Annotated in this window: 20 protein-coding genes; 12 read left to right on the top strand and 8 right to left on the bottom strand. The window is 49.3% G+C overall.

The window, feature by feature from the left end:
• Positions 1–38 precede the first annotated feature (38 nt).
• The 3 genes from ACN0VA_RS02415 to hemC are packed head-to-tail and all read right to left on the bottom strand — an operon-like array spanning position 39 to position 4404.
• Entirely contained in the window at positions 39–1385 is a 1347-nt protein-coding gene (locus ACN0VA_RS02415; protein ID WP_417819595.1) for a heme biosynthesis protein HemY, read from the bottom strand.
• Positions 1385–3406: a uroporphyrinogen-III synthase gene (locus tag ACN0VA_RS02410; RefSeq protein ID WP_417819594.1), complete on the bottom strand. Its 2022-nt coding sequence runs from the start codon at positions 3404–3406 to the stop codon at positions 1385–1387. The genes ACN0VA_RS02415 and ACN0VA_RS02410 overlap by 1 nt, the downstream gene beginning before the upstream one ends.
• A gap of 53 nt (positions 3407–3459) precedes the next feature.
• The gene (hemC, locus tag ACN0VA_RS02405; RefSeq protein WP_417819593.1) at positions 3460–4404 is read right to left on the bottom strand and encodes a hydroxymethylbilane synthase; all 945 of its coding nucleotides are present in this window, start codon (positions 4402–4404) and stop codon (positions 3460–3462) included.
• A gap of 214 nt (positions 4405–4618) precedes the next feature.
• On the opposite strand from hemC, the gene tsaD reads away from it, so the two are divergent.
• Entirely contained in the window at positions 4619–5695 is a 1077-nt protein-coding gene (gene tsaD, locus ACN0VA_RS02400) for a tRNA (adenosine(37)-N6)-threonylcarbamoyltransferase complex transferase subunit TsaD (protein WP_417819592.1), read from the top strand.
• A gap of 63 nt (positions 5696–5758) precedes the next feature.
• Here tsaD and hslU read toward each other — a convergent pair whose 3' ends face one another.
• A complete protein-coding gene (gene hslU / locus ACN0VA_RS02395; protein ID WP_417819591.1) occupies positions 5759–7069 on the bottom strand; it encodes an ATP-dependent protease ATPase subunit HslU in 1311 nt (436 codons plus the stop codon).
• Positions 7070–7072: 3 nt separating this feature from the next.
• The gene (gene hslV / locus ACN0VA_RS02390; RefSeq protein WP_417819590.1) at positions 7073–7624 is read right to left on the bottom strand and encodes an ATP-dependent protease subunit HslV; all 552 of its coding nucleotides are present in this window, start codon (positions 7622–7624) and stop codon (positions 7073–7075) included.
• Between the two features lie 189 nt (positions 7625–7813).
• Between hslV and hisB the strand changes: the two genes are divergently transcribed.
• From hisB to ACN0VA_RS02350, 8 genes are read left to right on the top strand one after another with little or no spacing between them, the layout of a single operon-like run.
• On the top strand, positions 7814–8401 hold the full coding sequence (hisB, locus tag ACN0VA_RS02385) for an imidazoleglycerol-phosphate dehydratase HisB (protein ID WP_417819589.1): 588 nt from the start codon (positions 7814–7816) through the stop codon (positions 8399–8401).
• A gap of 25 nt (positions 8402–8426) precedes the next feature.
• Positions 8427–9035: a glutathione S-transferase family protein gene (locus ACN0VA_RS02380; protein WP_417819588.1), complete on the top strand. Its 609-nt coding sequence runs from the start codon at positions 8427–8429 to the stop codon at positions 9033–9035.
• Positions 9036–9038: 3 nt separating this feature from the next.
• Positions 9039–9413, top strand: a complete 375-nt coding sequence (locus tag ACN0VA_RS02375) for a DUF2628 domain-containing protein (RefSeq protein ID WP_188662720.1) — start codon at positions 9039–9041, stop codon at positions 9411–9413.
• 20 nt (positions 9414–9433) lie between these two features.
• Entirely contained in the window at positions 9434–10075 is a 642-nt protein-coding gene (gene hisH, locus ACN0VA_RS02370) for an imidazole glycerol phosphate synthase subunit HisH (protein WP_417819587.1), read from the top strand.
• A gap of 1 nt (position 10076) precedes the next feature.
• The gene (gene hisA, locus ACN0VA_RS02365) at positions 10077–10808 is read left to right on the top strand and encodes a 1-(5-phosphoribosyl)-5-[(5-phosphoribosylamino)methylideneamino]imidazole-4-carboxamide isomerase (protein WP_417819586.1); all 732 of its coding nucleotides are present in this window, start codon (positions 10077–10079) and stop codon (positions 10806–10808) included.
• An 8-nt stretch (positions 10809–10816) separates the two neighbouring features.
• A complete protein-coding gene (gene hisF, locus ACN0VA_RS02360; RefSeq protein ID WP_417819585.1) occupies positions 10817–11581 on the top strand; it encodes an imidazole glycerol phosphate synthase subunit HisF in 765 nt (254 codons plus the stop codon).
• On the top strand, positions 11578–11904 hold the full coding sequence (locus ACN0VA_RS02355; protein ID WP_188662712.1) for a phosphoribosyl-ATP diphosphatase: 327 nt from the start codon (positions 11578–11580) through the stop codon (positions 11902–11904). The genes hisF and ACN0VA_RS02355 overlap by 4 nt, the downstream gene beginning before the upstream one ends.
• 16 nt (positions 11905–11920) lie before the next feature.
• The gene (locus ACN0VA_RS02350; protein ID WP_417819584.1) at positions 11921–12259 is read left to right on the top strand and encodes a 5-carboxymethyl-2-hydroxymuconate Delta-isomerase; all 339 of its coding nucleotides are present in this window, start codon (positions 11921–11923) and stop codon (positions 12257–12259) included.
• A gap of 27 nt (positions 12260–12286) precedes the next feature.
• On the opposite strand, the gene asnB is transcribed toward ACN0VA_RS02350, so the two are convergent.
• The 3 genes from asnB to ACN0VA_RS02335 all read right to left on the bottom strand — a co-directional run bounded on the left by asnB (position 12287) and on the right by ACN0VA_RS02335 (position 16728).
• Positions 12287–14200, bottom strand: a complete 1914-nt coding sequence (asnB, locus tag ACN0VA_RS02345) for an asparagine synthase (glutamine-hydrolyzing) (protein ID WP_417819583.1) — start codon at positions 14198–14200, stop codon at positions 12287–12289.
• Positions 14200–15420: a UbiH/UbiF/VisC/COQ6 family ubiquinone biosynthesis hydroxylase gene (locus tag ACN0VA_RS02340; RefSeq protein WP_417819582.1), complete on the bottom strand. Its 1221-nt coding sequence runs from the start codon at positions 15418–15420 to the stop codon at positions 14200–14202. Before ACN0VA_RS02340 ends, asnB begins: the two co-directional genes overlap by 1 nt.
• A gap of 81 nt (positions 15421–15501) precedes the next feature.
• Entirely contained in the window at positions 15502–16728 is a 1227-nt protein-coding gene (locus ACN0VA_RS02335; RefSeq protein WP_417819581.1) for a tetratricopeptide repeat protein, read from the bottom strand.
• Positions 16729–17035: 307 nt separating this feature from the next.
• Between ACN0VA_RS02335 and ACN0VA_RS02330 the strand changes: the two genes are divergently transcribed.
• The 3 genes from ACN0VA_RS02330 to ACN0VA_RS02320 all read left to right on the top strand — a co-directional run bounded on the left by ACN0VA_RS02330 (position 17036) and on the right by ACN0VA_RS02320 (position 20300).
• The gene (locus tag ACN0VA_RS02330; protein WP_188662700.1) at positions 17036–17374 is read left to right on the top strand and encodes a P-II family nitrogen regulator; all 339 of its coding nucleotides are present in this window, start codon (positions 17036–17038) and stop codon (positions 17372–17374) included.
• A 12-nt stretch (positions 17375–17386) separates the two neighbouring features.
• On the top strand, positions 17387–18715 hold the full coding sequence (locus ACN0VA_RS02325; protein ID WP_188662698.1) for an ammonium transporter: 1329 nt from the start codon (positions 17387–17389) through the stop codon (positions 18713–18715).
• 352 nt (positions 18716–19067) lie between these two features.
• The gene (locus ACN0VA_RS02320) at positions 19068–20300 is read left to right on the top strand and encodes an ammonium transporter (protein ID WP_417819580.1); all 1233 of its coding nucleotides are present in this window, start codon (positions 19068–19070) and stop codon (positions 20298–20300) included.
• Positions 20301–20410: the final 110 nt, after the last annotated feature.

Below are 20410 nucleotides of genomic sequence, written 5' to 3'. Positions count from 1 at the left end.
GCAGTAAATTCACATGAAAACGTGGGTAAACCCGCCCTTTACACAACGACGGGTTTGTTCACCTCTGTTTGATACTCGATCTGTGCCACACTGGCCTGTGGGGGTGTTTGCCATTTTTGGGTATCAAAGCCCTGGCATTTCGGACAAACCGCAGACCACTGGGCACTCACATCCCCGCAACTGTCACACACCCACGCCGGATTGGACGGGGCTTCGGTTGCTTTGCGCAGCCATTCACGCGCCCCGCTAAGATCCCCATTTTCAGTTTCAACCAATTCGGCCATCAAGGCATAAACACGCGCACTTGGGGCTTCGATCAACAAAGTTTCCAACTCATCCCGCGCTTCTCCCCACAATTGGGCCTCAAGGGCGGCACGTGCGATAATCACACGGCTTTCCACATGTTGACGGTATTTACCTGCTAATTTTTCGGCCAGACGAACCCGTTTCAAGGCATCCGGCTCTCCCTGTAAATCCTGATAAAGATCATAAAGCGCAGGGTGAGGATTACGCATCCACATTTCTTCGATCACACTGATGGCTTTGCGGACTTTATTGGTTTGTGCCAACAAGCGGGCCAATTCCTGTGCTGCCGGGATCAAGGCGCTATCCAGTTTCAAGGCCTGACCCAGCAATTTTATGGCGGCTTCAATCTGGCCTTCAGCCTCTGCCTGTTTGGCACGCTCCACCATCAGAACCGCTTTTTGACGGATGCCTTTATCCCCATCAACCTGCTTATTCTTGATTAATCCAGCCAAGGTATTTTCGGCTTCTGCCCATTGTGCTTTTTCCAGTTGCAGTTCAAACAGATTGCGCGACAACCATTCGGTTTTCGGTTTTAAACGATACATCTGTTTGGCCAGTTTCAAGGCTTCTTCATTGTCACCGCGCGCAATCGCCTGATTCAACAAACCGCGCAACCCCAAAAATTCCATCCCCTTGGTTTGCGACATTTCATCAAAGAAACGGGTCGCGGCCTTATCGTCCCCTTCCAACTGTGCGGCTTGCGCCGATAACAACATGGTCAAGGACGGGTCTTCCAAAAGACTGTCTGCTTTACGGGCATGTTTGCGCGCTTCCTGTGTGTCACCGGCGGCAACCGCAACCATGCCTTTGGTCAGAGCATCATATCCTTTATGGGTGCGCTGCTCTTTTCGATAACTGCCAAATGCCTTGGGACTGCGGCGCATAAACAACCAACCGCGATAGATCAGGGCGCAGATCCCGATGACAATCAAAGTCGCAATCAAGGCCAGAATAATCGGTACATCGACAATCAAACCCTGCCATTCAATGGAAACATGACCGGGATTTTCGGCAAACCAAATCCCGATTGCCACCAGCACCAGCAGCAACACAATATATTTAACAATGCGGCTAAACATTATCCCTGTCCCCCTGCTGTTGCCAGTAAGGACAAGATATGGGCTTGGATCAACGACAGGGTTTCATCACCCTTTAGGCGCGCATCCACCGCATCAATCCACGGGGTTGCGGCCTCCAGCGGCTTACCTTGCAACTGACGCAATTCCCCAATCGCCCCGGTAAAATCGCCAGCGCGCACATTATGTTCCGCGCGTGCGACAATCCCCAACGGACCTTCACCATCCAAATTGCCCGGTGCGTTGCGAATCGTCACCAATGACGTAATATTTTTCACCGTCTGTTCGACCCATCCAGCACTTTCAGGTACAGCACTGGCACGCACAACGTCATTGGCGGTTTTTTCAAACGAGGCCTGCAGGGAACTATAAGACGCCAGACCTGTTTCTGCATGATCCTGCAATTTCTGTACAGCTTCTTCCAAAACCACATCACCTTGGGCCAAAACGGACAAGGCTTGTAATTCCGCACTAAAAGGGGTGGAGGTTTGCAAACGCTGACGCAGGACACTTAGCCCCGCAATCAGGGCTTGGGCATTTTCCCCGCTGCTGCGTGCTTCAATCCGTGCAGCTTCCACATCACTTAGGCGAACATTCAATTCCTGCACCAGTTGGCTGAGGCGCTGATTTTCTTCCTGCAAGGGGGTTAAATCCTGTACCTCATTGCCTTCCACGGCTTCCAGACGGGCCGCAAGCTCTTTAAATTCTGCTAACTTTTCTTCGCTACCATTACCAATTTGAATAGTGGAAACACTTTCTTTCAAACTGTTAAGGCTATTTTCGAGTTCCGCGATACGATCCAACAAGGGTTGAACATCAACCGATTGTACAGAAGGTGCAGGCTTATTTTCCAAAGCCTGTATTCGATCTGTAAGACTTTGTATCACTTCAGCCGACACTTGTGTCTGCATCGAGGCTGTTTCGATATTCAATGTCTCAGCAATTTGGGCTTTGATTTTCGGCACCCACATATTTTGCGTGAAATAGGCTCCTGTCCCCCCTGCGGCTATAATCAGAACGCCGGCGGCAATCGCTTTGGCCTTGAATGAACCTTTCTTTTTCACGGGCTCGTTCTTTTTCGCATTCAGCGCTTTTTCAACCGGGTCTTCTGTTTTGGGTGGTGTTTTCGCATCTTTAGAGGCCGTGCCCGGTTTGTTTTTGTCATCCGGCTTTGTTGTGCCTTCTTTTGGTGTCTCGGGTTTCTGAGCCGTTTCTTTAATTTTTACCTCTTCGGCTTTTACATCGATCACCTTCGGATCAGCTGCTTTTTTGTCGTCTTTTTTCTCAGTCATCTTCTCATCCTCGGGTTCACCAATGATTTTGAGCAAGGCCTCCTGATCCGGCGTGGCCGCAATTTTTATATCTTTAAATGCCAGATGTTTGATTTTTGACGCAACCGCCTCACTAAGTCCATAGGCGAGCATGTTTTTTATGTCATTTTTCAAACCATCTTGTTCAATCAGCTCGGCAAAAGAGGCGGCTGTACGTGGTGAATACAGCAAAACACCATCGATCTTTCCGGCTTTGATCTCTGCTTTTAACGGATCGCTAAACTGCGTAACTTTATCAGCACGATATAAAACGGCCCGATCAAAATCGAATCCATCTTTTTCAAGCAGGCCCTTTAAATCCCCGGCAACACTGGAACCCGCGATATGTAACAACTTGCCTTTTTCCGGCTTGCATTTTTCGCGCACCAATTTTGCCAGCGCAATCACATCGCCTTCGGCACTGTCCACATGTTTAAAACCGGCTTCTTGTGCGGCTTCGGCTGATGCTGCGCCCACAGCCAACACATGAAAAGAGCGACGTTTATCAACCTGTGCAAAAGCACGCACCCCGTTGGCACTGGTCACCAACAGGGCTTGAATATCCGATACTTTATGATCTTTAAGCTGCTTTTCCCCGTCCGGTTCTGCCACAATTTCCAGCAAAGGAAAAAGAACGGCTTCGTGCCCTTTTTCCTTTAAAAGCGTAACGAGGGACACGGCATCTTCTTTTGGACGCGTGATCAATAAACGCATGCTAACCCCTTTCAATCCCCATTTGAGTCTCAAACTCGTTATCGGGGAGTGTACTAGGCTTGCGTCGCTTCCGCTAGAAAATCTACACCCGCACGATCTTTTAACTCTTGTCCTGCTTTCGTACCCAATCCATCCGGGTCGCTGATCGGACCGCGCATTTCATTGGTCAAAACTTCTGTACCATCCGGCTTGGCAATCAAGCCACGTAAAACGATCTCATCGCCTTCGATAGTCGCAAGGGCAGCAATCGGTGTGCGGCACGAGCCATCCAGAATACGCAGCAACGCCCGTTCAGCTTCGATACGAATTGCAGATTGCGGACAATGCAGCGGTTCAAGATATTTTTTCATCCGTTCGTCATTGCTGCGACAGCTGATCCCGATGGCCCCTTGTGCAACAGCAGGTAAAATCTCGTCTTCTTCAATGATAGAGGTAATCACATCTTCGCTTTTCAAACGGCGCAAACCTGCATTTGCTAACAAAGTCGCATCTACAATGCCTTCATTTAATTTACGCAAACGGCTTTGCACATTGCCGCGAAATGTAATGACTTCTAAATGTGGATAACGGGCCTTGATTTGGGCCTGACGGCGCAAAGAAGCCGAACCGATAACCGAACCTTCCGGTAAATCAGCCAAGCATTTGGCTTTATTGGAAATAAAAACATCACGCACGTCTTCACGCGGCAAGATACAAGGTAAATCAATACCATCAGGCAACCAAGTCGGGACATCTTTCATGGAATGGACCGCAATATCAATACGGCCTTCCAACTGCGCATCGTCGATTTCCTTGGTAAACAGACCTTTGCCACCGATTTCAGACAGGGGGCGATCCAAAATCATATCGCCTGTGGTTTTAATCACTTCGATCTCAATAATGCCTTCTGCGCGCAGTTCTTCATGTGCGGCCTGCAAACGATCACGCGTTTCGTGCGCTTGTGCCAAGGCAAGGGGGCTACCACGGGTTCCGATAACGATTTTGGGCTGATCCGACATAATGAAGTCTCTATTTCTAAATGTTGAATTAAGTAAACTGTAACGTTGAAGACTGCCTACAAGACAATTACGACATCTTTAAGACAAAAAATCATGTAAAATCCATAATTCTTTTTAAACCTGAAAACCCTGCGTTTGGTCAAAAGTGATTTGTCTTTTAAGCTGGTGGGGGCTAAAACGGGCAAACGACAGAACCATAAAGGATTGCTTTTCGATGAGAGTACTGGGCATTGAAACAAGCTGTGATGAAACCGCTGCCTCGGTCGTGACCGATCAGGCCGATGGAGATGCCCGCATTCTATCCAACGTGGTTTTATCCCAACTGGATGAGCACCGTCCTTATGGTGGTGTTGTCCCGGAAATTGCCGCACGGTCCCACCTTGACCATATCGACCGCATTGTTGACGAGGCAATGCGTGACGCAGGTGTTTCTTTTGACGATCTTGATTGTGTCGCCGCAACGGGTGGCCCGGGCCTGATCGGTGGGGTTATTGTCGGGGTGATGACGGCCAAGGCGATTGCACTGACCCACAATAAACCCTTTGTCGCCGTCAATCATCTGGAAGGCCATGCCCTGACGGTACGGCTGAGCGAACAAGTTGAATTTCCCTATCTTTTATTACTTGTCTCCGGTGGGCATTGCCAGCTTCTCGCCGTGGAAGGTATCGGTAAATATAAACGTTTGGGCACCACCATTGATGATGCATTGGGCGAAGCCTTTGATAAATCTGCCAAACTGTTGGGATTGGGTTATCCCGGTGGTCCCCATGTGGAAAAGGCCGCCGCCTTATCTGAAAATCCTGAACGTTTTAGCCTGCCCCGCCCCATGAAAGGCAAACCGGGTTGTGATTTTTCCTTTTCCGGTCTGAAAACGGCAGTGCGCCAAACCGCAGAAAAATTGCCCCCCGGCCCGTTCAAAGACGAAGATTTAAACGATCTGTGCGCGGCTTTTCAAATTGCTGCCGCCGATACATTGGTCGATCGCTGCACACGCGCCCTTAAAATGTTTAAACGCGATTATCCAAGCGGGAATACACTGGTCGTTGCCGGTGGTGTCGCCGCCAACAAGGCCATCCGCGAACGTCTAAGCCAAATGTGTGACAAATATAAAATGGAAATGGTCGCCCCGCCCTTGAAATTATGCACAGACAACGGGGCCATGATCGCCTGGGCTGGACTGGAAGCTTTCAAGGCTGGACAGCGCGACACACTGGATTTTGCCCCACGTCCGCGCTGGCCCTTGGACCCCGATGCCCCAAAAGCGGCTTATGCCGGAGGGAAAAAGGCATAAAGCGCAAATAAAAAAGGGCCTGCGCATATACACAGGCCCTTTTCCGTCAGACTTAAAAGCAGCTTACAGGATAAACTTGGAAAGATCGGTGTCTTTTGCCAACTCACCGACGCTTTCCTTCACCATCTCGCGTGTGATGACAATTTCTTCTCCACTGCGGTCCGTTGCAGTAAAGCTGATTTCTTCCAACAAACGTTCCAGAACAGTGTGAAGGCGGCGTGCTCCGATATTTTCCACATTCTGGTTAATCTCTGCGGCTTGCGTTGCAATTTCATCAATTGCACCGTCATCAAATTCCAAGGTAACATCTTCGGTGCCGATCAATGCCACATATTGCTTGATCAAGCTGGCTTCCGGTTCCGTCAAAATGCGTTTGAAATCTTCCTGTGTCAAAGCCGACAATTCGACACGGTTGGGCAGACGCCCTTGTAATTCCGGCAATAAATCACTGGGTTTTGCCACATGGAACGCGCCAGAGGCAATAAACAGGATATGATCGGTTTTGACTGTGCCATGTTTGGTGGTCACCGTTGTACCTTCCAACATGGGCAGCAAGTCGCGCTGCACCCCTTCACGAGACACATCACCGCCTGCCTTGTCCGAACGTGTTGTGATTTTATCAATCTCATCAATAAAGACGATCCCGTTATTTTCAACAGAATGCAGGGCTTCGGTAACGACTTTATCGTTATCCAGTAATTTATCGGCTTCTTCATCCAGTAACAGACCGTAGCTGTCTTCAACCGTCACTTTGCGTTTTTTACGACGACCGCCAAAGGCATCGCCGAACATATCGCCTAAATTCAACATGCCCATTTGTGCACCGGGCATACCGGGAATATCCATTGTCGGCATGGAAAGGGATGAATTATCGGCCAATTCCAACTCGATCTCGCGATCATCCAGCTTGCCTTCGCGCAACATCACGCGGAATTTTTGGCGCGTTTCAGCCGAAGCACTATCGCCCACCAAAGCATCCAAAACACGTTCTTCTGCGGCAATTTCCGCCTTGGCCCGAACGTCTTTTTTCATCTTTTCGGAAACGATATGAATGGCGCTTTCGACTAGATCACGGATCATTTGTTCTACGTCCCGCCCGACATAGCCGACTTCGGTAAATTTGGTGGCTTCCACTTTGATAAACGGGGCTTGTGCCAGCTTGGCAAGTCGGCGCGCAATTTCCGTTTTCCCGACACCGGTCGGGCCAATCATTAAAATATTTTTCGGTAACACTTCGTCACGCATGGGGTTTTCCAACTGCTGACGACGCCAGCGCGAACGCAAGGCAACGGCAACCGCGCGCTTGGCATTTTTTTGACCGATGATAAAACGATCTAGTTCCGAAACAATTTCACGAGGGCTGAAGTTTGTCATAATTTACAGAGTCTCTACAGTCAGGTTGTTATTGGTATAAACGCAAATGTCTGCGGCAATGCTCATCGCTTTGCGCGCCATTTCTTCAACATTCATATCTTCGCGATCCACCAGCGCACGCGCGGCCGATAAGGCGTAATTCCCCCCAGATCCAATGGCAATCACCCCGTCTTCGGGTTCCAACACATCGCCGGTTCCGGTTAAAACGAGGGAAACATCTTTATCCACCACAATCATCATGGCTTCCAGCTTGCGCAAATAACGGTCCGTGCGCCAGTCTTTGGCCATTTCCACGCAGGCGCGCGTCAACTGGTTGGGATATTGTTCCAGCTTGCCTTCCAATCGTTCAAACAAGGTAAAGGCATCCGCCGTTGCACCGGCAAAACCGACGATGACCTTACCCCCGGCCAAACGGCGAACTTTGCGTGCATTGCCTTTTAAGACAGTCTGACCCAGACTGACCTGACCGTCACCGGCAATAACGACCTCGTCGCCTTTTCGAATGGAAAGAATAGTCGTTCCGCGCCAACCGGGGAACTTGTGATCTTGTGACATGGAATTATCCCGTTTTTTGATTACATGCTTGCGGATTTGGCCGGATTTGAGCGCTTTGTCAAGTCTTGCCTCTTTTTAGACCACCATATTTTCGTTCGTGTTTTCACAAATAAACTCATTAACCCTTAAGGATTTTGGTGTATAAGCGTCCCATATCCAATTTTTATCAAGTCGTGGAGATCAAAGACCATGCGCACTGCATCCGTCGCGCGAAAGACCGCTGAAACCGATATTGCTGTTGAACTGAATTTGGACGGCAGCGGCGAGTATGACATTCAAACCGGGATCGGCTTTTTCGATCATATGCTGGAACAACTGTCTCGCCACGGCCTGATTGATCTGAAAATCCGCTGCACAGGTGATCTCCATATCGACGCGCACCATACGGTCGAAGATGTAGCGCTGGCCTTAGGTGAAGCTTTTTCCCAAGCGTTGGGGGATCGCAAAGGCATTACGCGTTACGGCAGTGAATATATCCCGATGGACGAAACACTGGTGCGTTGCGCGCTGGATCTGTCCAACCGTCCCTATCTGGTCTGGAAAGTTGATTTCAGCCAGGACCGCTTGGGCGAACTGGATACGGAAATGTTTCAACATTTCTTCCAGTCCTTTGCTTTCAAGGGCGGGGTCAGCATGAACGTGGCCATGATTGACGGCGATAACAACCACCATATCGCCGAAGCCTGTTTCAAGGCCTTGGCCCGTGCGTTGCGCAAAGCCGTTGAAATCGACCCGCGTAAATCTGACGCAATCCCCAGCACCAAAGGCGCGCTTTAACATAGAATTGGGAGGTTATCACCCCATGACACTGACCCTTTATTCCGATCAGGGTTCCGGCAATTGCTATAAAGTGCGCTTGCTGATGCATCAACTTGGCTATGATCTTGATATTATCGAGGTCGATGTCGCCGGTGATGGATGCCGCACACCTGAATTCAGAGCCATTAACCCGTTGGGCAAAGTCCCGACAATGGTATTGGATGAGGGCATGGTTCTCTCAGAATCCAACGCGATTTTGCTGCATTTCGCCGATGAAACCCAATATATGCCAATGGATCATTTTGATAAATCGCTCATGTTTCAATGGCTGTTCTGGGAACAATACAGCCACGAACCCGCAATCGCGGTGGCCCGTTATGCCATGCATTATCTCGGCAAAACCCAAAAAGAAGATCCACGCTTGCCGCAATTGTGGGAAAAGGGCTATGGCGCACTGGATATGATGGAAAACCATCTAAAAGACAAAACGTTCTTTGTAGCGGAACGTTATTCCATTGCTGATATTGCCTTATTTGCCTACACCCATGTGGCCCATCAAGGTGGATTTGATCTAAACAATTATCCCCATGTACGAGCCTGGATTGAACGGGTGAAAAGTCAGCCCCGCTGGAAATCTATGGATGAAATTTAAGCCATGAAGCTTTACACCGTCCACATTCAAAAATACGGCATCGATCCGGCCCCTGATATCCGTCTTGTCAAAGAAGGCTTTAACTGGGCCGCTTTTATCTTTTCCGTACTCTGGTCACTGGTCAAAGGCTATTGGTGGGTCAGTGCCGGGATTTTCGGTGTTTCCATCGTGATTAGTTTGCTTTTGGGCCTGTTTGGGCTTGATCTTTTCGGGCAAGCTGTGGTCAATATCGCTTTCAATCTGTTGGTAGGTGTATATGCTAACGATCTGGCGCGCTGGACATTAAAACGGCGTGGCTTTGTGGAAGAAGATGTGGTCAGCGGCGTTTCGTACGATCATGCATTACGCAGCTATATCGCCACACTTCAAACAGAATAGAAATGGGCTAAAAGACGATCATGTCTGTTGTCATTATTGATTATGGGTCGGGCAATCTGCGCTCGGCTGAAAAATCCTTTGAACGTGCTGCACGCGAGGCTGAGCTTGGCCTTGATGTGTTGGTTTCCAATAACCCCGACGATGTCCGCAACGCAGACCGCGTGGTCCTGCCGGGTGTTGGTGCCTTTGGGGATTGCGCACAGGGTCTGCGCAGCGTCGATGGTATGCTGGACGCATTAAACGAAGCCGTCCACCAACAGGGAAAACCGTTTATGGGGATCTGCGTTGGTATGCAATTGATGGCAACGCGCGGTCTGGAACATGGCACTTATGACGGTCTCGGTTGGATTGACGGCGAAGTCGTCGCCATTGAACCGGACGATCAAAGTTTGAAAATCCCGCACATGGGCTGGAACGAACTCAGCTTTGAAGACAACAGCCACCCGCTGCTGGCCGATTTGCCGCATGCGAATGTCTATTTTGTACACTCTTATCAATTTAAAACAGCAAATCCGGCGCACCAACTGGCAACCGTTGGATATGGCGGTGATGTGACTGCTGTTGTCGGCAAGGACAATATGGTGGGCACCCAGTTCCACCCGGAAAAAAGCCAAGCCATCGGCCTGAAAGTCATTACCAATTTCTTGAAGTGGAAACCCTGAGATGAACCTTTATCCTGCAATCGACCTTAAAGACGGCAATTGCGTACGCCTTCTGCGTGGCGAAATGGATGCGGCAACCGTTTTTAACGACGACCCCGGCGCACAAGCCGCCCAGTTTGTCAAAGACGGATGTGAATGGGTTCATATTGTCGATCTCAACGGCGCGTTTGAAGGCAAACCAGTTAACGAAGATGCTGTCATCCAGATTGTCACCGCTGTTGACGGTAAAGCCCAAACCCAGTTGGGTGGCGGCATTCGTACATTTGAGACGATAAAACGCTGGCTCGATCTTGGCATTACACGTGTTATTTTAGGCACCATTGCCCTGCGCGATCCCGATTTTGTTATCGAAGCCTGTAAACGTTTCCCCGGTCAGGTTGCCGTCGGTATTGATGCACGCGATGGCTATGTTGCCGTTGAAGGCTGGGCGGAAGTTTCCGAAGTCAAAACATTGGACCTCGCCCTGAAATTTGAAGATGCCGGGGTTGCAGCCATCATCTTCACCGATATCAGTCGTGACGGGGCCATGCAGGGTCCAAACCTTGACGCCACAAACGAACTGGCCGCTGCTATTTCCACACCGGTTATTCTGTCCGGCGGGGTCTCTTCGATGGATGATATTAACACCATCAAGGAAAAAGGTGTGGCCAATCTGGACGGAGCCATTTCCGGTCGGGCCATTTACGATGGGAAAATCAATGTGGCAGAAGCCATGAAAGTATTGAAAGGCTAGGGAAAACCATGCTGAAAGTAAGAATTATCCCCTGTCTGGATGTGGCAAACGGACGTGTGGTCAAGGGCGTTAATTTCGTTGATTTGATCGATGCCGGTGATCCGGTGGAACAAGCCAAGGTCTATGACGCTGCCGGGGCGGACGAGCTGACTTTTCTGGATATCACCGCCACACATGAAAATCGCGACACCATTTATGATGTGGTTCGTCGCACCGCTGAACAATGTTTTATGCCTTTGACCGTTGGCGGCGGGGTACGCACTGTGGATGATATCCGCAAACTGTTGTTGGCAGGCGCCGATAAAGTCTCAATTAACTCTGCAGCCGTCACGCGACCTGAATTTGTGAAAGAAGCCTCGGAAAAATTTGGTGCACAATGTATCGTCGTTGCCATTGATGCCAAATCTGTCGGGCCGGATAAATTTGAAATTTTCACCCACGGTGGACGCAAGGAAACCGGTATTGATGCGGTGGAATGGGCCAAAAAGATGGAAGCCTATGGGGCAGGGGAAATCCTGCTGACCTCAATGGACCGTGATGGTACGAAAATCGGTTTCAATCTGGAACTGACACGTGCCATTGCGGATGCAGTACGCATTCCGGTTATTGCTTCGGGCGGTGTTGGTAATCTGGATCACTTGGTCGAAGGTGTCACAGAAGGCCATGCTTCAGCCGTTCTTGCCGCTTCCATCTTCCATTTTGGGACTTATACAATCCGTGAAGCCAAGGAACATATGGCAAAAGCCGGTATTGCGGTGAGGTTGGACCAATGACAAACGCAACCGTACTTGACCAGCTTTATCAAACCATTGCCGCACGCAAAGGGGCAGATCCCAGCCAATCTTATACCGCAAAACTCTTTGCCAAAGGGCGTAATAAAATCGCCCAAAAAGTCGGGGAAGAAGGCGTGGAATGTGTGATCGCCGCCCTGAGCGAAGGCAATGATAAACTTGTTTCAGAAAGTGCCGATCTGTTTTACCATCTTCTGGTTCTTTGGGCGGAAACGGGTGTGAAGCCTGAAGAAATTTGGGCCGAACTCGCCAAACGCGAAGGTATTTCCGGTCTGGACGAAAAAGCCGCACGAACCGAAACATAAAATAAGGAAGTCCCCCATGCCGCATTTGGTCGTTTCATACGCAAAACCATTGGAAAAGAAAATCGACATCCAGAACTTGGTACAGGAAGTCTGGAATGGTGCCGATGAGTCAGGCCTCTTTACCCCCCCGGCCATTAAGGCCCGCGCCTTGCCGGTTGAACATTTCATAACAGGCGGCGGTGATACCTTATTTGTCCATGTGGATTTTAAATTGTTTGTTGGGCGCACCGACGACCAAAAACAACATATGACAAAATGCGTTTTTGACCGGATTGCCAATCTGGTCGATGACGATGTCGCCATCAGCATCCTACCCATTGATATGGATACGCCAAACTATCTGAAACGCGGATAAGTCACTCTAAGAAAGCGCTGGAATATATTATTTCCAGCGCGCGCACCAGCTTTGCAACATCAAAATATCCCACAGATGATATTGCCAATTCTGCTGACCGCTTTGATGTTCCTGCCATTTTTGCAAGATAAGTTCTTTATCCAGCAAATCATTCTCCATATGTAACAAATCACCCGCCCAGTCCTTTAAAGGACCGCGCAGCCATTGATCAATGGGAACGCCGAAGCCCATTTTCGGGCGTTCGATCAATTCTTTCGGGACATATTTATAAAGAACCTGACGCAAAATCCATTTACCTTGCCCTTCATGGATTTTGAAGTCTTTTGGCAAACGCCAGGCAAATTCCACAAGACGATGATCCAACAAGGGAACGCGCGCTTCCAATGAAACCGCCATACTCGCCCGATCCACTTTGGTCAAAATATCATCGGGTAAGTAAGTCAGAACATCCAAATATTGCATCCGTTCAATCAGATCAGGCACAAGACTTTTACTATGTTCAGACCAGATCGGGCCATCACGGCGTTCTGTTGCGCCCTTGACCAGCTTGTCCGGCTCCCCCCAATGGCTGACCAAATGGGGATAAAGATCGTCCAGATCACCGCCTAACAATCCGGCTAGTTTCTGTACCTTATTGCTCGGCTGCGCAGGTCGTTTTGATTTGGGAACAAAATTAAAAACCCCGTCCCAAAAAGCAGGTGGAAAGGCATTCAACGTACCGGCCGCAATTTTGCGCAATGCAGGCGGAAGGGTAAAAATCGTCTTGGCATATTTTTGTGCCAGAAAATAGCGGTTATAGCCGCCAAACAATTCATCCCCACCATCACCGGACAGGGCCACCGTGACATGCTCACGCGTCATTTTCGACACCAGATAGGTCGGGATTTGCGAAGAATCAGCAAAAGGTTCGTCATAATAATCGGGCAGGGACGGGATAACATCGCGTGCCTCTGTCGCTGTCACGTACAGCTCGGTATGATCCGTACCCAAATGTTTGGCAACTTCGCCAGCATGAACAGCTTCGTTATACCCTTGGTCTTCAAACCCAATCGAAAACGTTTTGACCGGATTTTTGGATTGCGCCTGCATCAAGGCCGCCACCAAAGAAGAATCAATCCCGCCGGACAAAAATGCCCCCAACGGTACATCGGAAACCATGCGTCGTTTGACCGCATCACGGGCTAGTTTTTCCAATTCTTCAACCGCTTCAACACGGCTCATATCCGTTTGATCTTGGCCCACCACATCATCCATAGACCAGAAAGCCCGGATTGAAGGATTGAAATCACGATCAAGGCGCAGAATATGCCCAGCCCTTAATTTCTGCGTCTTTTCATATATGCTGTAAGGCGCCGGGATACAGTTATGACGCAGGTAAGAACTTACCGATTGGCGATCTATCTTTTTTTCAAAAGCCGGATGGTGGTGAAAGGCTTTGAGTTCTGACGCAAACAACAGGGTTTTATCGTTTAAATACCAATAAAGCGGTTTGATCCCCAAACGATCCCGGATCAGATAAAGGCACTGTTCACGTTTATCCCACAAGGCAATGGCAAACATACCGATCAAGCGCTTTACCGTGGTCTCAATTCCCCATTGGGCAAAACCGTTCAAAATCACTTCGCTATCGGAATGACCATTAAATTGATGGCCTTGGGCTTCCAGTTCGGGACGCAAATCATCGGCGTTATAGACTTCACCATTATAAACCATGACAAAGCGCCCATCATGAGACGTCATGGGCTGGTGCCCGGCTTCGCTTAAATCAATAATGGCCAGACGACGATGGGCCAACCCCAAACCACAGGCGGCATCTATCCAACTATCGCCGCCATCAGGGCCGCGATGATAAAGCGACTGCCCCATTTTTTGCGACAGGGCAAAAGTTTCTTCTGGTGTAACAACCGCATCAGGGGTGAAAAATCCGGCAATGCCGCACATTATCCGGCCTCACGCTCTTGCATGATCTGCGGTAATTCCCCAACCAGCCCCATTGCAGAACGGGTAAAGAATTTTTTAGCAAAGGGCATTTGTTCAACCAAGGCCAGCCCCACATCGCGCACAAAACGCACCGGACCGATATTGTTTGAAAATAATTTAACAAGCGCATCTGTTGAGGCCAGCATCAGGTGATTATCAAAATGGCGCCAGCGATCATAATCATCCAACACACGACCCGCCGCGATATCCAGACCCAGTTTTTTCGTTTCAATAACCAATTCAGCCAACGCGCAGGCATCGCGCGCGCCCATATTGAATCCTTGTCCCGCCACCGGATGCATACCGTGGGACGCATCGCCCACCAGAACAAGACGTTGATCAATGGATCGTTTGGCAAATTGCAGGGTTAATGGATAAGACCAGCGCGGTCCCACTACCTTGACCTCGCCCAGATAATCACTAAAGCGTTCCGCCAGTTCCGCCTGAAACGCTTCTTCGTTCAGCCCCATCATCACCGGGGCATTGCGGCTGGTTTCCGTCCAGACGATTGAGCTACGATGGCCCGGCATCGGCAAAATGGCAAACGGGCCGGAAGGGAGGAAATGTTCCTGTGCCACATTCAAATGCGGTTTTTCCGTTTCCACCGTTGTCACAATCGCGGTTTGATCATAGGACCATTTGGTCAGGTCAATATTGGCGCTGCGGCGCACCCATGATCCGCGCCCGTCGGCACCAACAACCAATTTTGCCTCAACCGTTGTGCCATCACTTAAAACCGCATCAACCTTGGCCGCACTACGTTCCAGTTTTTCCACACGCACCGGGGCCAGATAGGTCGCATGATCCATTTTTGGCACGACTTTTAACAGAGCGTTGCGCACCGTGCGGTTTTCCAACATATAACCGAACGGCACCCCAACCAGATCAAGGGAGTCAAAATGCAAAAATAACGGTGATTGACCATCGGTTACGCGGATATCTTCGATGACACCGGCTTCGGCTTCCATATGTTCCCATAGACCGAGGGCGACAAACGCATTGTGAACAGACCGGGCAATCGCTGAACATCGACCATCATATTGGGCATTCAACAGGGTTTTCGGGTCATCGGCATCGACAACCACCACATCGACCCCACCACGCGCCAACGCACAAGCCGCCAGACCGCCAACCAATCCGCCGCCGACAATCAGAACGTCCGTTTTCAGATGTTGTGACATGGGAATCCTTTTTTTGTCGCTCAAACCGTTCCAAACTTATGGGATTTTTTTCCATCAATGTCTAGTTTGGAATAGTTCACCTTATAGCTGAAAATCAAAATATCCATTGTAGCCAGTTTTGATATCCAGTGGGGTTCCCATCTGAAGCTGCGGGCGTTTCAACAAAATTTGCGCAGCTTCTCGCCAATGGCTATCTGGTGCAGGATCTTTTGTTGATAAGACATTTTCCGCATCCAATTGCAGTTCAAACCACAATAAAATAGCATCTGCCTGACCTTCTTTCACAACAGACGCCGTTGCCAACGTATTGAAACGGGTTGGTAGCGGTTGTTCGAAATCAAATGCTTTAATCAAAAATGGCGTGCTTAATACCTGATGATAAGGGCTGTCCTGTGGGCCCAATAACGCCTCTTTATACAAAAGGGGATGCGATAAGACATTCATGGCGCTGAGATCAAATCCATTCACCGTTTCGATATGATGAAAGCGTTGCAGGTGATCACATTCGATTAACGCCCCATATAAACGCGCTCCTTGGGGAACCACACGGGCCATCGGTTTTAATAATTCGGCCTGTGCATGCGCAATACTGGGCAAGGCCCCTTCGCCAACAAGAGCCCGATCAAATATTTCTGTCACCAGCATATCGCATTTTTGCGGGATGTCCTGACCCAGCACTGCCTGAGTTGAATGTTTGGCAATGACGGTGACTTTATCTGCCAGTCCGTTTTGTGCAATCACATCACGCGCCAACTGGGCAATCATGGGTTGGGCCTCAAACGCATACACATGGGCCGCACCGGCGCGCGCCGCCATCATGGCCAACAAACCGGACCCCGTACCGATATCTAAAACAACATCACCGGGACGAACTTGCGCATTGATCGCCGCTTCATAAAGATCATTGCGGCGTTGGTCCGCCAACATGGGCAGATGCCAACCGGGAAACAGCTGACTGGCGACCTGCCCGCGCATATAGGTCAGATCATGACTGTTTTCAAACCGTTCTTCGGCTGCACGCAAAACCACCAGCGCCTTTTCTTTTTTACCTAAAAAGAAAAGGACATGCGCCAATTGAACATAGGCCTGTCGCATGGTTGGATCACATGCGAGTACTTTTTCGTAATAGGTTTCAGCCTGATCAAAATCTTTTTCTTCTTCGGCAACCGTCCCAAGATAATAGTTCAGCGGTGCATGAGAGGGATCAAGAGCCAAGGCTTCCAAGAAAAAACGCTTTGCCTCCTCATATCGGCCTTGCGCGAAATAATTCGTACCTTGCTTGAAAAGCTCTTTAAATGCATCGGACATATTGGGCTCGCGCTCTTAACGTTCAGATTGAAACCACAGGATATTCAATTGAGAATGGCTTGTCATATTTAATTGAAACAAACGCTTCAAAAAATTTGCCTAAATTTTATACATATAAGCTATAATGATTAAATTATAGGCAATTAGATTGTGCAATATTTCATCATTTTTCTAAACTTATATTCTAAGCCATTGTTTTTGTGTGTTTTTAAAAGTTGGCACGGTCCTTGTAATAGAAGAGGCAAGAGCATGTAAGCTTTTGTTTTGAATCAAGTTATTCAGTTTCTCGTTATTAGGAGAGTGCAAAATGAAAATGGTAATGGCCGTCATCAAGCCCTTCAAGCTTGACGATGTTCGCGAAGCCCTCACGCAATTAGGTGTGCATGGCTTAACCGTTTCCGAAGTTAAAGGCTTTGGTCGGCAAAAAGGGCAAACAGAAATTTATCGCGGCGCAGAATATGTCGTGAATTTCCTGCCGAAAGTCAAAATTGAAATCGTTACATCCGACGACATGGTTGAAAGCGTTGTGGAAACCATCCGCACCTCTGCCGAAACCGGTCGCATCGGTGACGGTAAAATTTTTGTTTATGACGTTTCCAAAGCCGTGCGTATCCGCACAGGCGAATCAGACGACGAAGCACTTTAAGGAGTTTTGATAATGACTGTGTGGAAAAAATTCTCCAAAATCTCATGGATCGCCCTGCTGGGGCTGATCGTCGCCATCGAACCAGCCTTGGCTGAAGATGCACCGACAACCGAAGTACAATATATCCTCAACACCTTCCTCTTTCTTGTTTGCGGCTTCCTCGTCATGTTTATGGCAGCTGGTTTCGCCATGCTGGAATCCGGCCTTGTGCGCTCTAAAAACACCGCAACCATCTGCCTGAAAAACATCGTTCTTTACGCGGTTTCCGGCTTTATGTTCTATCTGGTTGGCTACAACCTGCTGTACGCTGGGGTTGATGGCGGCTTTATCGGGTCTTTCTCTATCTGGGGACCGGATGACGCAACTGCACTTGGCGGGGATTTCTCCGGTGGGTATGCCTCTTCTTCCGATTGGTTCTTCCAAATGGTTTTCGTTGCAACTGCGGCTTCCGTTGTTTCCGGTACTGTAGCTGAACGTATCAAATTCTGGCCGTTCCTTGGTTTCGTTGTCGTCTTGTCCGGTTTCATTTATCCGGTCATCGCTGCATGGCAGTGGGGCGGCGGCTGGTTGTCTGAAATGGGCTTTGCCGATTTCGCAGGTTCCACGCTGGTTCACTCGACTGGTGGCTGGTGCGCACTGACTGGTGCGATCATCCTCGGTGCCCGTAAAGGCAAGTATGACGCTGAAGGTCGCGTTGCTCCGATCCCGGGCTCCAACCTGCCGTTGGCAACATTGGGTACATTCATCCTGTGGCTCGGCTGGTTCGGTTTCAACGGTGGCTCACAACTCGCCCTTGGGACTGCGGCGGATGCCATTGCGATTTCCAACATCTTTATCAACACCAATATGTCAGCCGTAGGCGGGACAATCGCCGCAGCCATTCTGACACAAGTTATTTACAAAAAAGTCGATCTGTCCATGACACTCAACGGTGCCATCGGTGGTCTGGTTTCCATCACGGCTGGCCCGGATACACCAACGCTGGCTTCGGCCTTCCTGATCGGTGCTGTCGGTGGTGTCATTGTGGTCTTTGTTGTACCGCTGCTGGATAAACTGAAAATCGACGATGTTGTCGGTGCAATCTCCGCTCACCTGGCATGCGGTATCTGGGGCACAATGATCGTCCCGGCCACTAATGCCGATACCTCATTTGTCACTCAAGCGATCGGCGTTCTGTCTATCGGTGCATTCGTAATCGTTGCGTCTGCTATCGTCTGGACTGTGTTGAAAGCAACAGTTGGCATCCGTTGCTCCGCTGAAGATGAGGAGCTTGGTTTGGATCGTGCCGAATTGGGTATGGAAGCATATCCGGAATTCGGTCGCGGCTCCCAAACTATGTAATCGGCCCTCGATTACAATCATCTCTACCTTCCCAAAGGTCGTCCCGTTACTCTTCATTGAGTAACGGGACTTTCTTTTATCCATATACTCCCCTCAGATTAAAATATGTGCACGCTGCATAATGATTAAAAAATAGACAGGTAATTGCCTATATGATTAGCAATTGTGCAAATTTTCCCCTGCATATTTTTTAGACAAATGCCCATAAGAATCGGCAGAAAATATGGCGCGCACACGAAAAACACCTCGTCTGGCACAATTCTTGATTAAAAGGGCGCAATCTTCATTTTCAGAAGATCCCTTGCGATTTGGGACGACAGGGATCATTGGGCAAAACTAAGGTAGAGAAATTATGGAAACCGTAAAAATTGGTGCAGATGTTTTCTTCGTGCTTATGGGGGCGATTATGGTCCTTGCCATGCACGCGGGCTTTGCATTTTTAGAAGTTGGTACAGTTCGTCGTAAAAATCAGGTCAATGCGCTGGTCAAAATTATCGTTGATTTTGCCGTCTCAACCGTTGCTTATTTTTTCGTCGGTTATATGGTCGCTTACGGCGTCAGCTTTTTGGCGCCTGCCAGCGTTATTTCAGGGGCAACGGGCGATTTATTCGCCAAAAGCGGCTTTGATCTGGTTAAATTTTTCTTCCTTTTGACATTTGCCGCCGCCATTCCTGCCATTATTTCCGGTGGCATTGCCGAACGTGCCAAATTTTTCCCACAATTGATGGCCACAGCCATTTTAACCGGCCTTGTTTATCCCTTTTTCGAAGGGATTGTCTGGAATGGTAATTTCGGCCTGCAAGGCTGGATTGAAAATTCCTTCGGTGCGGCTTTCCATGATTTCGCCGGTTCCATCGTCGTGCATGCCGTTGGTGGCTGGATTGCGCTTGGCGCCGTTGTCATGCTGGGTGCACGCATGGGCCGTTATAAAAAAGATGGTTCCGTCATCGGTATTCCACCCAGCAACATTCCCTTTCTTGCGCTCGGTTCATGGATTTTATGTGTCGGTTGGTTTGGCTTTAACGTTATGTCGGCGCAAAGCCTTGAAGGTGTAACTGGTCTGGTGGCCGTTAATTCGCTGATGGCAATGATCGGCGGCATTCTCACGGCCTTGATCGTTGGTCGTAATGACCCCGGCTTCATTCACAACGGGGCGTTGGCTGGTCTGGTTGCGGTTTGTGCCGGATCGGATGTCATGCACCCTGTCGGAGCCTTGGCAACAGGGGGCATTGCAGGGGCCTTGTTTGTTTGGGGGTTTGAGCAATGCCAAAACAAATGGAAAATTGATGACGTTCTTGGTGTCTGGCCCTTACACGGTATGTGCGGCCTGATGGGCGGTATTGCCTGTGGCATTTTCGGTCTGGAAGCTTTAGGCGGCATGGGCGGCGTTACCTTTATGGCACAATTGGTTGGCTCCCTCATCGGGGTTGCCTTTGCTGCAATTGCCGGATTTGTCGTTTATGGTGTGCTGGCAAAAACCGTTGGTATTCGCCTGGAACAGGAAGAAGAGTTTCGCGGTGCAGACCTTTCCATCCACCAAATCGGTGCCTACCCGGAAGAAGACCTGACCCAATCCGGTCGATAAAAGCTACCTAAAACCTAAAGAAACCGCTATAACTGAAAAGGTTTAGCGGTTTCTTATATGTCTCATTAAACATTTTATTTGTGTATATATAATTTATTTTACACAAATTA

The organism is Terasakiella sp. (assembly GCF_048267425.1).
Taxonomy (GTDB): Bacteria; Pseudomonadota; Alphaproteobacteria; order Rhodospirillales; family Terasakiellaceae; genus Terasakiella.
Note: the sequence above shows the minus strand (reverse complement) of the source record. Positions and strands in the feature narration are given on the sequence as shown.